This window comes from Mesorhizobium sp. L-2-11, assembly GCF_016756595.1.
Lineage (GTDB): Bacteria > Pseudomonadota > Alphaproteobacteria > Rhizobiales > Rhizobiaceae > Mesorhizobium.
The window spans coordinates 236,134-250,091 of sequence record NZ_AP023257.1; the positions used below are offsets into that span (position 1 = coordinate 236,134).

Genomic DNA, 13,958 nt, shown 5'->3' on the forward strand with positions numbered 1-13,958 from the left:
TGCTGATCCACTCCGGTCTCACTCAGCCGCGAAGGAAAGGCCTGAAGCTTCGGCGGCGGCCGCGCGCTCCATCCGCCGGATGCTGAAGTGCATCCAGGCAAAGCAGGTGGCGACGATGACGAAGAGCAGCATGAAGCAGCTCGACCAGACGCCGGTGAGGTCGTTGAGTGCGCCGAAGGCGATTGGCAGGATAAAGCCGCCGAGCCCGCCAATCATGCCGACAACGCCGCCGACCGCGCCGACACTCTGCGGGTAGTAAGCCGGGATGTGCTTGTAGACGGCGGCCTTGCCAAGGCTCATGAAGAAGCCGAGCACGCAGGCAACGGCTATGAAGGCGACCGGGCCGATCTCGAAATGGAAGGCGATCGGCCCGCTGATGCCGCGCACGACGAAGTCTGCCGAAGGGAGAGACAGAACGAGAGTAGCAACGGCACTGACCGCGAAGGTCCAGTAGAGCACGGTGCGGGCGCCGATCCGGTCGGAAAGCACGCCGCCATAGGCGCGGAAGATGCTTGCAGGGATCGAATAGGCCGCGCCGATCATGCCAGCGGTCGCGATGCCGAAGCCGTAGACGCCGATCAGGTAGCGCGGCAACCACAGCGATAGCGCCACGAATGCACCGAAGGCGAAGAAATAATAGAAGGCGAAGCGCCAGACCTGCAGGTTCTTAAGCGGGGCGAATTCCTGCAAGAAGCTTCTCGCGGGCGCTGCCTTGCCGGCGCGGCGCTCGCGAATGACCGGATCGTCGTCGGTCGTGAACCAGAAGACGGCGGCCATGACGACGAGTGCTGCCGCCCAGATCAGCGCGACCGACTGCCAGCCCCAGGAGAGAAGCATGAACGGTGCCAGGAACTTGGTGACCGCGGCGCCGACATTGCCGACACCGAAAATGCCAAGCGCCGTGCCCTGCTTGCCGGCCGGGAAGAAGCGCGAGACATAGGCGACACCGACGGCGAAGGAACCACCGGCGAGCCCAACGCCTAACGCGGCGACCAGCATCTGTCCGTAGGTTTGCGCAAAAGCGAGCAGGAAGGTCGCGACCGCCGCCGCAAGCATGGTCGCGGTGTATACCAGCCGTCCGCCAAAACGGTCGGTCCAGACACCGAGCACCATGCGCACGAGCGAACCGGTGAGGATCGGCGTGCCGACCAGCAGGCCGAACTCCGTCTCGTTCAGCCCAAGGTCCTGCTTTATGCGCACGCCGATGATTGAAAATATCGTCCACACCGCGAAGCAGACGGTGAAGGCGATGGTGGACATCACAAGCGCCTGCCGGGGAGCATTGTCCTGGCTGGGCGCGGCTGGGAGATTTGCGGTCAACGTCTGGCTCCGGTTTGCGGCGTGGGAGGCACCGCGGATGTTTGTGGGTGAATGATCAGCGGCGCGGCATCGGTGCGAGCAACGAGACCGCGCTCGCCACGGTCAGGTCCTTGCTTTCCGTCTTGGCGCCGACGGGAAACAGCAGGAGCGCGGCGGTGAACAGCGCCGCCGTCAGCGCGTTGCTGGCCAGAAAATCGCGGCGCGTGAAGTCCGCGAGGGACGCGCCAGTTCCGATCCGTTTCATCATCTTCGTCTCCGGTTGGGCGCCGCTTGGGACCAGCGCCGTCGATCGCGTAAAAACAAAAAAAGCCGCCGGTCAGGTCTTTGCGCGTCCGTCCATCGGGGATCGCGTATTGACCTGAGCGGCAGCTTTGCCTGTGGCGCCCGCCATTGGACACCGTGTCACTTGGCCCTTGCGGACCTACATTCTGAAAAGCAGGAAGCGTGCCAATTCGACAGCGCTTCAGATTATCGAATGAAATCAATGTGAACCGCAGCCGCGCGATTTTTGACCAAGCCCGGCGGCGGATCAAAGATTAGTCAGAATGCCTTGCACAGCAGCATAATATTTGTGCAATGCGGTAGATTGCCCATTGCCGATGCAGATTGCCAATTGTAGATGATGACGCTTTTCGGTCATGGCCTTACTCCGCGGCTTCGACGAAGCGGTGGCGTTCGTAGAGGAACTTCAGCACTGCCTCACGGCAGCGCAGGAAGGTCCGGTCGGAGGAAAGCTCGATGCGCCGGCGCGGCCGGGCCAGCGGCACGGCAAGCACCTCGCCGATGGTCGCCGCTGGACCGTTGGTCATCATGACGATGCGATCGGACAACAGCACCGCCTCGTCGACATCGTGCGTGATCATGATCGTCGTCGAGCCAAGCCTCGAATGGATATCCATCACCGCATCCTGCAGATGGGCGCGCGTCAGCGCGTCGAGCGCACCGAAGGGCTCGTCGAGCAGCAGGATCTTCGGCTCCATCGCCAGCGCGCGGGCGATGCCGACGCGCTGCTTCATGCCGCCCGATATCTCGGCGGGCCGCTTGTCCCTGGCATGCGCCATCTGTACGAGGTCGAGATTGCGCATGATCCAGTCATGCCGCTCGGCCTTGGTCCTGGTCGAACCGAACACCTTCGACACCGCCAGATTGATGTTCTCGTAGACGGTGAGCCACGGCAAAAGGCTGTGGTTCTGGAACACCACGGCGCGCTCGGGTCCGGGGCTGTCGACCTCCTTGTTTTCGAGCAGGACCGCGCCGGCGGTCACTTTCGTCAGTCCGGCGATCAGGTTGAGCAAGGTCGACTTGCCGCAGCCGGAATGGCCGATGATGGAGACGAATTCGCCTTTGTCGATGGTCAGCCGGATGTCTTTCAGCACCTCGCTGACCTGGCCGCCGCGGGCAAAGGATTTGTCGATATGGTCGAGTTTCAGGTAGGCCGTCATCGCCCCTCTCCTCACTTTGCCGTTGTGCCGCGGGTGACGAAGGCGCCGACCGCCGCGACCAGGCGGTCGAGGCAGAAGCCGGTGACGCCGATATAGGCGAGCGCAACGATGATGTCGGGCAGCCGCGACGAGTTCCAGGCGTCCCAGATGAAGAAGCCGATGCCGACGCCGCCTGTCAGCATTTCGGCGGCGACGATCGCGAGCCAGGACAGGCCGATTCCGATGCGCAGGCCGGTAAAGATGTAAGGTGCCGCGGCCGGCACCATGATCTTCACGAAGAATTCGAGCTGGTTGAGCCGGAGGATGCGGGAGACGTTCCGGTAGTCCTCTGGAATGTTGCGGACGCCGACGGCGGTGTTGATGATCACCGGCCAGATCGAGGTGATGAAGATGACGAAGATCGCCGACGGGCTGGAATCGCGGAAGGCAGCCAGCGACAGCGGCAGCCAGGCGAGCGGCGGCACGGTGCGCAGAATCTGGAACACAGGATCGAGGCCGCGCATCGCCCAGATCGACTGGCCGACCAGTGCGCCGAGCGCGACGCCAACGATGGCAGCCAGGCCGAAGCCGATGGCGACGCGCTGCAGCGAGATCAGCACCCGCCAGGCCAATCCGATATCCTGCGGACCATAGTCGAAGAACGGATGGGCGATCAGATCGTAGGCCTCGTTCCATACCTGGCTAGGTGGCGGCAAGCTGGCGTTGGGCGACGAGCAGGCGATCTGCCAGATGACGAGCATGACGACGATGACGATTGCCGGCGGCACCAGCGTGCTCGCCAGCTTGCCGGCGATCGCGGCGGGATCGAAGCGGCGTCTCACCTTGGCGGTGAAAGCTATGACCTCTGCGGGCTTGGCAGGCGTGGGGAACGCCTTGACCTTGGTGTCCTCGATGGCTTGGATAGACATTTTTCGCAAAAAGCTCCTTGAGCATTGGCGTGATAGGCGGCGCCACTGGCACCGCTTGCCGGCGACGTCAGGCCGATGCCTTGATCTTCAGGCTGTCGAGATAGGCGGACGGATTGGCCGGATCGAAGATCTTGCCGTCGAAGAAGGTCTCGACGCCGCGCGATGAAGACGCCGGGATGTCGGCTGCCGCGACGCCGAGATCCTTCGCCGCCTCGCGCCACAGATCCTCGCGGTTGACCTGATCGACCAGCGCCTTGATGTCGGTGGTCGCCGCGAATTTGCCCCAGCGGATGTTTTCGGCGAGGAACCAGCTGTCGTGGCTCTTGAACGGATAGGACACACCGCCCTTCCAGAACTTCATGTAGAGGTCGGTGCCGGCGGCGACGCGGTCGTTGCCGTAATTGATGTCGCCCTTGAGGCGGCCGATGATGTCGGCGGTCGGCACGTTCATCCATTGCCGCTTGCCGATAATGGCCGCCATCTCGTCCTTGTTTTCCATGGCTTCGCACCATTGCTGGGCTTCCATGACGGCCATCAGGATTGCCTTGGTGGCGTTCGGGTTCTTGTCGATGAAAGCGGCGCGCAGGCCGAGCGCCTTTTCCGGATGGCCTTTCCACAACTCGCCCGTTGTGGCGGCGGTGAAGCCGACGCCCTGATGGACGAGTTGCTCGTTCCATGGCTCGCCGACGCAGAACACGTCCATGTTGCCGACCTTCATGTTGGCGACCATCTGCGGCGGCGGCACAACGATGGTCGAGACATCCTTGTCGGGATCGATGCCGCCGGCAGCCAGCCAGTAGCGCAACCAGAGATCATGGGTGCCGCCCGGGAAGGTCATGGCGGCTTTCACCTCCTTGCCTTCTGCCTTCCTGGCCGCAAACGCGTCCTTCAGCTTGGAGGCATCGAGGCCGACGCCGGTGCCGGCATATTCCTGCGCCACGGAAATCGCCTGGCAGTCGTAGTTGAGCCGCGCCACAATAGCCATCGGCATCGGCTGGTTGTTCTGCGTCACCTTGCCGGTGTGCATCAGGTAAGGCATCGGCGTCAGGATATGGGCGCCGTCGATGCCGTTGGCTTCGCCGCCGAGCATCAGATTGTCGCGTGTCGCGCCCCAGGAGGCCTGCTTGAGCACCTCGACATCGGGCATGCCGAATTTTTCGAACAGGCCCTTCTCCTTGGCGATCATCAGCGGCGCTGCATCGGTCAGCGCGATGAAGCCGAGCTTGGCGCCAGTGACTTCCGGAGTTGCCGTCGCCGCATAGGCGCCGGACGGCAGCAGCGCGCGCGCCGCCGCCAGCGTTGCCGCGGTAGCAGCACTTGCCATCAGAAAATTGCGGCGGGTCATGCCCTGGAAAGGGGCTTCAGTCTTGATGCGTTTCGTCATTGTCGTCTCCCGTTGGGCACTGCTTGGGATCAGCGCCGTCGATTGCCGTGCTCGGTCAAAACAAAAAAGCCGCCGGCCAGGCCGCGCGCGTCCGTCCATCCGGGGATCGCGTGTTGACCTGAGCGGCAGCTTTGCCTGTAGCGCCCGCCATTGGACGCCTGTTCCGTGACCCCAAGAAGAGTCTTCTTATGGCGAAGCAGGAACCGTGCCAGTTTCGGAATGGACGACAAACATCAATGAGATCAACGGCATGCCACAATCATCGGCGCGCTGGCCTGCTGGGCGAGCAAGCCAAAGATTGTTCATTAGCGCAGTTGCATGCATAATTTTTGTGCAATGCACAAGAATGGCGTGAAAATGATCAGGCTTCGGCGCGCGCCAATTTCTGCATGGCAATGTAGGCGTCGACCTCGTCGGGATCGAATATCTGGCCATCGAAGAAACCATCGGGGCCGAGCACCAGACTGGCGCCGGCGGAGCCGACAGGTGTGGCAGACGCCAGCGCGCCCTCCACCTTAGAATTGGCGCCGGGAAGTGCGACACCGAGCGGCTTCAGCGCCGACCGGTAAAGATCGGGGCGGTAGCAGTCGAGGGCGATGGCCAGATTCTCCGGCGTGTGCGCCACATGTCCCCAGCGCACCATCTGCGTGTAGAACCACAGCGCATGGCTCTTCCAGGGAAAGTTGGCGGCCTTGTCGAAGGGCAGGAAGAAATCCTCGACCGTTCGTTCCGCGCCACCGCCGAGTTGGAGATGTCCGCTCAGGATCGGCATCTGCAGCGCCGGCGAAAGGCCGAGGAAGGAAGGCTGCGCCATCAGGGCGGCCAGTTCGCCGCGGTTTGCCGGATCCTGGCACCAGCGCGCGGCGTGATGGAGCGCGCGCAGCAGCGCCGAAAGGGCTTCCGGGTGCCTTTCGGCCCAGGCGTTGCGTACGCCGACGACTTTCTCCGGGCTGGTCTTCCAGATGGTGGCCTTGACCGTGGCGATATGGCCGGTGCCGGCGACGACCGAGGCGCTGTTCCACGGTTCGCCGGCGCAGTAGCCGTCGATCCTGCCGGCGGCGAGTGCGTCGGCCATGAACGGCGGCGGCACGATGACGATTTCTATTTCGCGCGACGGATCGATGCCGCAGGCGGCGAGCCAGTAGCGCAGTTCGTAATTGTGTCCGGAGTGCGGATGCACGACCGCAAAGCGCAGTGGGTCGCGACCGGCATTTGCCCGTTCACGGATCAGCGCTCCCAAGGCCTTGCCGGCCCGCGCCGGATTGAGATCGGGCAAGGCGCCGTGCGCGGCCATGCCTGCCCAGAGCGTGTTCGAAACCGTTACGCAGTTGCCGCCCAGCCCCAGCGAGAACGGCACGATCGTGTCGGAGGCGAGTGGGGTGAGCCCCAGATTGCAGGCGATCGGCATCGGCCCCAGCATATGCGCCAGGTCGAAATGTCCGATCGCGATGCGGTCGCGGATGTTGGCCCAAGAGGTTTCGCGACTGAGCGTCAGGTCGACGCCTTCGCGCGCGGCAAAGCCGATCTCCTTCGCTGCGACAAGGACGGCACTATCGAAGAGCGGCATGAAACCGGCATTGATCTGGTGTTCGGCCGCCATGCTCAACTCTCTCCGGGATCCAGAAGGCCTGCCGCCGTCACCAGGCTCTGCGCGATTTCGCTTATCTTGCGGTTCTGGTTCATGGCGGTCTTGCGCAAAAGCGCATAGGCCGCGTCCTCCGACAGGCCGCGTGATCGCATCAGGATGCCCTTGGCGCGATCGATGACCTTGCGGTCCTCCAATTCACTGCGGGCCTCCTCCAGTTCGCGCGCCATCCGCGAGAACGCGTTGAAGCGACTGATCGCCATGTCGAGGATCGGCTTGACGCGCTCCTGGCGCAGCCCGTCGACGACATAGGCAGAGACCCCCGCTTCCACCGCAGCTTCGATTGAAGCCTGATCCGACCGGTCCACGAACATGGCGATCGGCCGCTTCACCACGCGCGAAAGCTGGAACATGTTTTCAAGCATATCGCGGTTGGGATTTTCGAGATCGATGACGATTACGTCCGGTTCGATCTCGGCAATGCGCCGCGCTATTCCCGCAACATCGTGAACGACCGTGACCTGCTCATGCCCGGCCTCCCGCAATCCCGCCTCGATGATGGAGGCGCGGATGTGGTTTTCATCGATCACCAGGACAGTGAGGGATTTCCGGATCATGCTGCATTTTGCGCACACAGCGTGATTGTGCAATGCGGCATAGTGAGAATTGACGCAGTCATTCGCTTCGCGGACTTGTCACATGCTCGCGGAGCCTACCGTTTAACTTAAATCCTGCTCGTAAGGGCTGACTTTGCTTTTGTATCCGCCGCGCTATTTTCCAATTGCGACCTTGTCTCGCTGGCTTGAAATTGGAGGTTTCCATGGATCGGCGATTATTTTTGACAGGAGTGTTTGGCGTTGCTGGGGCAGCAGCCCTTGCGAGCGCAGTTCGGCCAATCAACGCGGTGGCCGGCGTCCCGAGCGCCAGAAGTGGCATCCTCGATGAACTCGACGCGCTGGAGACAGAGCCCTTCGAAGATGAAGATACTCAGGCGGAGCCGATCCGACATCGGCGCTGGCACCGCAGGCGGCGGCGCCGGCGGCGGGCTTGGAGAAGGGTCTGTCGTCGTGCCTGGCGATATGGCCGTCTGCGCAGACGGTGCTTTCGCAGGCGTGTTTGGGTCTGGGCCTGGTATTATTAGCAGTTAGTGTGCTGAAAACCCGGTGGTTGCCGGGTTTTCAGTTTCCGGCGATGGCTAGGACTCTCGCGACGGGCGTTGCCGCAAGGTGCCGACTGGCAGAAATACAGCGGAACTCATTTTCGCGGGCTGCCCCAACTGGTTTTGTAAGGCCTGCCAGTGACCGGCAGGCCTATCACGACTGATTTCCTAGGAGAAAACTGGTGGAGCCAATCGGAATCGAACCGACGACCTCTTGAATGCCATTCAAGCGCTCTCCCAACTGAGCTATGGCCCCACTCCGGCAGTCTACCGGCGCCGTTGCCGGCGAAGAGATCCGGCGCGGGTTGAGACCGCGCCGTTAGTGCAGGCGGCTTCTAACCCCGCCTTCCGTCAATATCAAGCCTTTAAGAGCCGCTTTTTATTCAAGACCCCGCGAAAGTCGGCGGGCACTGTGTGAGGGGCCGGATCAGACTTCGTCGTCGTCGTCGCCGACGCCGATCATGTCGGCGACATCGTCGTCCTCTTCTTCTTCGTCGGCAAGGAAGGTATCGTCGTCGTCGCCGAGGTCCACATCGTCCTCGTCATCGCCGAGATCGGGAAGATCGTCGGGCTTCGCATCCTCGTCCGCCTCTTCGAGCGAGACGACCTCGACGCCCTCTTCCTCCTCGGCGTCGACTTCCTTCTCGGCAACTTCCTCTTCCTCCTCAAGGGCGGCAATCTTGCCTTCCTCGAAATAAGTGCGGGGATAGCTCTTGCCGGTATAGGGAGAGACGATCGGATCCTTGTTCAGGTCGTAGAATTTTTGACCCGTCTCGGGGTCGATGCGTTTGGTGCCAAGTTCGGGTTTTGCCACAGCAAGCCTCGTCGATGAAAGTTTGGTCCCCATAACCAGAGTTTACGGCGCTGTCAAAGCCTAAAGCCAAGGTCACAAATCCGCGCGTTGAGCGACCTCTTGCAAGGGGATGACCATTTCCGTCCGCCGTGATACGAGACCGCGCAAACCACAAGAAAAAGGCCGCCCACCGGCGTTTTTCACCCAAGGAAAATCCATGTCGCATCCTGCCGCCCCGAAACCGGCCACCGCCCGCAAATCGCCCGCGCTTTCAGGCACAGCACGGGTGCCCGGCGACAAATCGATCTCGCACCGCTCGTTCATGTTCGGCGGCCTCGCCTCCGGCGAAACCCGCATCACCGGCCTGCTGGAGGGCGAGGACGTGATGCGGACGGGCGCCGCGATGAAGGCGATGGGCGCGCATATAGAGAAGCGCGGCACTGAATGGGTGATCCGCGGCACCGGCAACGGTGCGCTGCTGCAGCCGGAAGGCCCGCTCGATTTCGGCAACGCCGGCACCGGCTCGCGCCTCACCATGGGCCTGGTCGGCACCTACGACATGGAGACGACCTTTATCGGCGACGCTTCGCTGTCCGGCCGGCCGATGGGCCGCGTGCTGGAGCCGCTACGCCAGATGGGCGTGCAGGTGCTGAAAGCGACGCCGGGTGACCGCATGCCGATCACGCTGCGCGGCTCCAAACACGCCGCGCCCATCACCTACCGCGTGCCGATGGCCTCGGCCCAGGTGAAGTCGGCGGTGCTGCTCGCCGGGCTGAACACGCCCGGCATCACCACCGTCATTGAGCCGGTGATGACGCGCGACCACACCGAAAAGATGCTGAAGGGATTCGGCGCCAATCTGTCGGTCGAGTCCGACGAGCGCGGCGTGCGTCACATCTTCATCGAGGGCCAGGGCAAGCTCACCGGCCAGACGATCGCTGTGCCGGGCGACCCGTCCTCGGCCGGCTTCCCGCTGGTGGCGGCGCTGATCGTGCCGGGCTCGGACATTACAATCGAAAACGTGCTGATGAACCCGACCCGCACCGGTCTTCTTTTGACGCTGCAGGAAATGGGCGCCAGGATCGACATTGTCGACCCGCGCAATGAAGGCGGCGAAGACGTCGCCGATCTGCGGGTGCGCTACTCCGAGCTGAAGGGCGTCGCCGTGCCGCCCGAGCGGGCGCCGACGATGATCGACGAATACCCGGTGCTTGCCGTCGCCGCCAGCTTTGCCGAGGGCGAGACGCTGATGGAGGGGCTGGAAGAGCTGCGGGTGAAGGAATCCGATCGCCTGTCGGCAGTGGCCGAAGGGCTGAAGCTCAACGGCGTCGACTGCACTGAGGGCGAGGCCTCGCTGGCGGTGCGTGGAAAACCAGGCGGCAAGGGGCTCGGCCAGCACCCCAATGGACCCAACACAGTCGTCCAGACCCAACTCGACCACCGCATTGCCATGAGCTTTCTGGTCATGGGACTGGCAACGGAAAAGCCGGTCACCATCGACGACCAGGCGATGATCGCGACCAGCTTTCCGGAGTTCATGGGACTTATGAAGGGGCTGGGGGCGGAGATCGAGTGACATGGCAGTCGCAAACCTTGGAGATTGGGACCAAATTGGAGCGCCGGCGGGACAGCGCCCCCCTCTGTCCTGCCCTCTATGCCAAAACTTGGCATCTCCCCCACTAGGGGGGAGATCGGCGGCTTGGCCGCTCCGCTCAATCCTGCAACTTAGACAATTGGCGAAAGCCGCGATGACAGCGGATCTCCCCCCAAGTGGGGGAGATGTCCGGCAGGACAGAGGGGGGCGCGAAGGATCACCACGCCTGTCTGGATCATTGCAATTTTCGGTTACGGTGGGCGACGAATGATTTCGACCTTCACCATCGCAATCGACGGTCCCGCCGGCGCGGGCAAAGGTACCCTGGCGCGCCGACTGGCCGACCACTACCGGCTGAACCTGCTCGACACCGGCCTCACCTATCGCGCGGTGGCGCATGCGCTGCTTCGGCTCGGCCTGCCGCTCGACAATGTCTCGGCTGCCGAAACCGCTGCCCGCCAGGTCGACCTGGCCAAGCTCGACCGGTCGGTGCTGTCGGCGCATGCGGTCGGCGAAGCGGCTTCGAAAGTGGCTGTCATCCCGTCGGTGCGGCGCATACTGGTCGAAAAGCAGCGCGAATTCGCCAAGGCGCCGCCGGGCGCCGTGCTCGACGGCCGCGACATCGGCACCGTCGTCTGTCCCGACGCGGACATAAAACTCTATGTGACGGCGAGCGCCGAGGTGCGGGCACAACGCAGGCTGGCCGAGATCGACAGCATCGGCGGCACCGCCGATTTCAACGATATCCTCGCCGATATCCTGCGCCGCGACGAGCGCGACATGGGTCGCGCCGACTCGCCGCTGAAGCCGGCCGCCGACGCGCACTTGCTCGACACGTCGGAAATGGCTATAGAAGCCGCGTTCCTGGCGGCCAAGGCGATCATCGACGACGTTCTGGCCAAGAGAAACAAGGCCTGAGCCGGGTTTCCTGCCGTTGCCGATTGCCGGCGGCGAAAAGATACCCATATCGGGCACGAACCAGCCTGCCAGCATTCTTCATGCGCCGGAATTGCCGCTTAGGCGGCCAAGGGCTTTTTTGAAGCCCGGAACGCCGGCAGGCCAACGCAACGCTAACCCACGGCGCCCGCCCCCGCTTGAGATGCGGGGCATTCCAGGAGAAACTATGTCAGTTGCAAATCCCACTCGCGATGATTTCGCGAGCCTGCTCGAAGAATCTTTTTCCGCCGGCCATTCCGGCGAAGGCCAAGTCGTCAAGGGCACGATTACTGCGATCGAAAAGGACATGGCAATCATCGACGTCGGCCTCAAGGTCGAAGGTCGCGTGCCGCTGAAGGAATTCGGCGTCAAGGGCAAGGATTCGACGCTCAAGGTCGGCGACACCGTCGAAGTCTATGTCGAGCGCATCGAGAACGCGCTTGGCGAAGCGATGCTGTCGCGTGAGAAGGCCCGCCGCGAAGAGAGCTGGGTCCGTCTCGAAGAGAAGTTCACCAAGGGCGAGCGCGTCGAAGGTGTCATCTTCAACCAGGTCAAGGGCGGCTTCACCGTCGATCTCGACGGCGCCGTTGCCTTCCTGCCGCGCAGCCAGGTCGACATCCGCCCGATCCGCGACGTCTCGCCGCTGATGCACAATCCGCAGCCTTTCGAGATCCTCAAGATGGATCGCCGTCGCGGCAACATCGTGGTGTCGCGCCGCACCGTGCTCGAAGAAAGCCGTGCCGAACAGCGTTCGGAAATCGTGCAGAACCTCGAAGAGGGCCAGGTGGTCGAAGGCGTCGTCAAGAACATCACCGACTATGGTGCGTTCGTCGACCTCGGCGGCATCGACGGCCTGCTGCATGTCACCGACATGGCATGGCGCCGCGTCAACCATCCGACCGAAATCCTCAACATCGGCCAGACGGTCAAGGTGCAGATCATCCGCATCAACCAGGAAACCCACCGCATCTCGCTCGGCATGAAGCAGCTCGAGAGCGATCCGTGGTCCGAGATCGGAACGAAATTCCCGATCGGCAAGAAGATCAAGGGCACCGTCACCAACATCACCGACTACGGCGCGTTCGTCGAGCTGGAGCCGGGCATCGAGGGCCTCATCCACGTTTCGGAAATGTCGTGGACGAAGAAGAACGTGCATCCCGGCAAGATCCTGTCGACGACGCAGGAAGTCGACGTGGTGGTGCTCGAGGTCGATCCGGCCAAGCGCCGCATCTCGCTCGGCCTCAAGCAGACGCTCGAGAACCCGTGGCAGGCTTTCGCCAGCAGCCATCCGGTCGGCAGCCAGGTCGAGGGCGAGGTCAAGAACAAGACCGAGTTCGGCCTGTTCATCGGCCTCGAAGGCGATGTCGACGGCATGGTCCATCTTTCCGACCTCGACTGGACCCGTCCGGGCGAGCAGGTGATCGAGGAGTACAATCGCGGCGACATCGTCAAGGCGCAGGTGCTCGACGTCGACATCGACAAGGAGCGCATCTCGCTCGGCATCAAGCAGCTGGCCAGGGACACGGCCGGCGAGGCGGCGACATCAGGCGAACTGCGCAAGAACGCGGTCGTCACCTGCGAGGTCACCGGCGTCAAGGATGGCGGTCTGGAAGTTCGGCTGGTCGACAGCGGCATCGAGACCTTCATCAAGCGCTCCGACCTCAGCCGTGACCGCGACGAGCAGCGCCCCGAGCGCTTCACGGTCGGCCAGAAGGTCGACGCCCGCGTCATCGCCTTCGACAAGAAGACCCGCAAGCTGCAGGTCTCGATCAAGGCGCTGGAAATCGCCGAAGAGAAGGAAGCGGTCGCCCAGTACGGCTCGACCGACTCCGGCGCTTCGCTGGGCGACATCCTGGGTGCCGCGCTGAAGAAGCAGGGCAGCTAAATCTGCAAACGCCGCGCCTCGCGCGGCCTGTAAACAAACCCCGCCGGAGCGATCCGGCGGGGTTTTTTGTTTGACCATGGTCAGAGCATCGGACAAAGCGTGGCAAAGCCGATTTTGGGAAATCCGAGTTCAACAAAAAGAGAGATCAGGCTCTGCCGTAAAGCGGCACCAGAGTGCCGCTCATCGCCAGATTGGCCGGCGAAGCGAGGTAGGCAATGGCCTCCGCCGCCGCTTCGAGGCTGACCCATTTGCTGAAATCGGCATCCGGCATGTCCGCCCGGGTGGCCGGCGTGTCGAGGATCGAGGGCGCGACCGCGTTGACCAGGATGCCCTTGCCCTTGAGTTCTTCCGCCATCGCCACCGTCATTGCCGCGACCGCCGCCTTGCTGGCGGCATAGGCGACTATGCCGGAACCGCGCCGCAGATCGAGCCCGGCGCGCGCCGTGACATTGACGATGCGGCCCGACACGGAAGATCCCAGCATCGAGCGGATCGCCGCGCGGCAGCACAGGAAAGTGGTGCGGGCGTTGGTGTCCATCATTTCGGCAAAGGACGCGGGCTCGATCTTCTCGACCGGCGCGGCGGTGAAGCCGCCGGCCAGATGGATGGATGCCCACAAATCCGTTACACTGGCGTAGAACGCATCGACCTTGGCGGGGTCGGCGAGATCAACATTGTGCGCCAGTCTGACGCGCTCATGTGCCGGGAAGGGAAAATGCGCGGGCGCGGCGGCATGGGCATTGGGCACATGGCAGATCGCGCCCTGCTCCAGCAGTTTGCCGACAACCGCGCCACCGAGCGCCCCGGTGCCGCCGGTCACCACAACATGCCTGCCGTCCAGTGTATCCGTCATCTTCGACCGCTCCAGTCACTCATATGCCGCTGCTCGCCGCCGCCGAAGGTCGCGCCTTTCGCGCGATCACTCAACCGAAATCTCGATAACGCAGCGTCG

The 13,958-nt window shown here is 63.0% G+C and carries 12 protein-coding genes and 1 tRNA gene; 3 read left to right on the plus strand and 10 right to left on the minus strand.

The genetic code is table 11. The annotated features are described in order from the left end of the window. Positions 1-18 precede the first annotated feature (18 nt). From JG739_RS01065 to JG739_RS01105, 9 genes are all read right to left on the minus strand, one after another. Positions 19-1,260: an MFS transporter gene (locus JG739_RS01065; RefSeq protein ID WP_202367290.1), complete on the minus strand. Its 1,242-nt coding sequence runs from the start codon at positions 1,258-1,260 to the stop codon at positions 19-21. Between the two features lie 115 nt (positions 1,261-1,375). Beyond that, positions 1,376-1,567, minus strand: a complete 192-nt coding sequence (locus tag JG739_RS01070; RefSeq protein ID WP_202364867.1) for a hypothetical protein — start codon at positions 1,565-1,567, stop codon at positions 1,376-1,378. Between the two features lie 397 nt (positions 1,568-1,964). Continuing rightward, positions 1,965-2,762: an ABC transporter ATP-binding protein gene (locus JG739_RS01075; protein WP_202364868.1), complete on the minus strand. Its 798-nt coding sequence runs from the start codon at positions 2,760-2,762 to the stop codon at positions 1,965-1,967. 11 nt (positions 2,763-2,773) lie between these two features. Further along, complete coding sequence (ntrB, locus tag JG739_RS01080; protein WP_202364869.1) at positions 2,774-3,670, minus strand: nitrate ABC transporter permease; 897 nt, start codon at positions 3,668-3,670, stop codon at positions 2,774-2,776. 67 nt (positions 3,671-3,737) lie between these two features. Continuing rightward, positions 3,738-5,054, minus strand: a complete 1,317-nt coding sequence (locus tag JG739_RS01085) for a CmpA/NrtA family ABC transporter substrate-binding protein (RefSeq protein WP_202364870.1) — start codon at positions 5,052-5,054, stop codon at positions 3,738-3,740. A gap of 361 nt (positions 5,055-5,415) precedes the next feature. After that, entirely contained in the window at positions 5,416-6,654 is a 1,239-nt protein-coding gene (locus JG739_RS01090) for a CmpA/NrtA family ABC transporter substrate-binding protein (RefSeq protein ID WP_202364871.1), read from the minus strand. Positions 6,655-6,656: 2 nt separating this feature from the next. Then, complete coding sequence (locus JG739_RS01095; RefSeq protein WP_095484340.1) at positions 6,657-7,256, minus strand: ANTAR domain-containing response regulator; 600 nt, start codon at positions 7,254-7,256, stop codon at positions 6,657-6,659. 722 nt (positions 7,257-7,978) lie between these two features. Next, positions 7,979-8,054: transfer RNA gene (locus JG739_RS01100), tRNA-Ala, on the minus strand. 171 nt (positions 8,055-8,225) lie between these two features. Next, the gene (locus tag JG739_RS01105) at positions 8,226-8,612 is read right to left on the minus strand and encodes a TIGR02300 family protein (RefSeq protein WP_202364872.1); all 387 of its coding nucleotides are present in this window, start codon (positions 8,610-8,612) and stop codon (positions 8,226-8,228) included. A 196-nt stretch (positions 8,613-8,808) separates the two neighbouring features. Between JG739_RS01105 and aroA the strand changes: the two genes are divergently transcribed. The 3 genes from aroA (at position 8,809) to rpsA (ending at position 13,006) form a co-directional block, all read left to right on the plus strand. Beyond that, complete coding sequence (gene aroA, locus JG739_RS01110; RefSeq protein WP_202364873.1) at positions 8,809-10,167, plus strand: 3-phosphoshikimate 1-carboxyvinyltransferase; 1,359 nt, start codon at positions 8,809-8,811, stop codon at positions 10,165-10,167. 285 nt (positions 10,168-10,452) lie between these two features. Beyond that, on the plus strand, positions 10,453-11,103 hold the full coding sequence (gene cmk, locus JG739_RS01115) for a (d)CMP kinase (RefSeq protein WP_202364874.1): 651 nt from the start codon (positions 10,453-10,455) through the stop codon (positions 11,101-11,103). A gap of 205 nt (positions 11,104-11,308) precedes the next feature. After that, positions 11,309-13,006 (plus strand): 30S ribosomal protein S1, encoded by a 1,698-nt coding sequence (gene rpsA, locus JG739_RS01120; protein WP_202364875.1) that lies wholly within the window; start codon positions 11,309-11,311, stop codon positions 13,004-13,006. Between the two features lie 145 nt (positions 13,007-13,151). Here rpsA and JG739_RS01125 read toward each other — a convergent pair whose 3' ends face one another. Further along, a complete protein-coding gene (locus tag JG739_RS01125; RefSeq protein WP_202364876.1) occupies positions 13,152-13,859 on the minus strand; it encodes an SDR family NAD(P)-dependent oxidoreductase in 708 nt (235 codons plus the stop codon). Positions 13,860-13,958 lie beyond the last annotated feature (99 nt).

Coding starts and splice junctions, on each gene's coding strand:
- JG739_RS01085 (WP_202364870.1), bottom strand. CDS start 5,054: ATGACGAAACGCATCAAGACTGAAGCCCCTTTCCAGGGCATGACCCGC.
- JG739_RS01125 (WP_202364876.1), bottom strand. CDS start 13,859: ATGACGGATACACTGGACGGCAGGCATGTTGTGGTGACCGGCGGCACC.
- ntrB (WP_202364869.1), bottom strand. CDS start 3,670: ATGTCTATCCAAGCCATCGAGGACACCAAGGTCAAGGCGTTCCCCACG.
- JG739_RS01095 (WP_095484340.1), bottom strand. CDS start 7,256: ATGATCCGGAAATCCCTCACTGTCCTGGTGATCGATGAAAACCACATC.
- cmk (WP_202364874.1), top strand. CDS start 10,453: ATGATTTCGACCTTCACCATCGCAATCGACGGTCCCGCCGGCGCGGGC.
- JG739_RS01070 (WP_202364867.1), bottom strand. CDS start 1,567: ATGATGAAACGGATCGGAACTGGCGCGTCCCTCGCGGACTTCACGCGC.
- JG739_RS01065 (WP_202367290.1), bottom strand. CDS start 1,260: ATGTCCACCATCGCCTTCACCGTCTGCTTCGCGGTGTGGACGATATTT.
- rpsA (WP_202364875.1), top strand. CDS start 11,309: ATGTCAGTTGCAAATCCCACTCGCGATGATTTCGCGAGCCTGCTCGAA.
- aroA (WP_202364873.1), top strand. CDS start 8,809: ATGTCGCATCCTGCCGCCCCGAAACCGGCCACCGCCCGCAAATCGCCC.
- JG739_RS01090 (WP_202364871.1), bottom strand. CDS start 6,654: ATGGCGGCCGAACACCAGATCAATGCCGGTTTCATGCCGCTCTTCGAT.
- JG739_RS01075 (WP_202364868.1), bottom strand. CDS start 2,762: ATGACGGCCTACCTGAAACTCGACCATATCGACAAATCCTTTGCCCGC.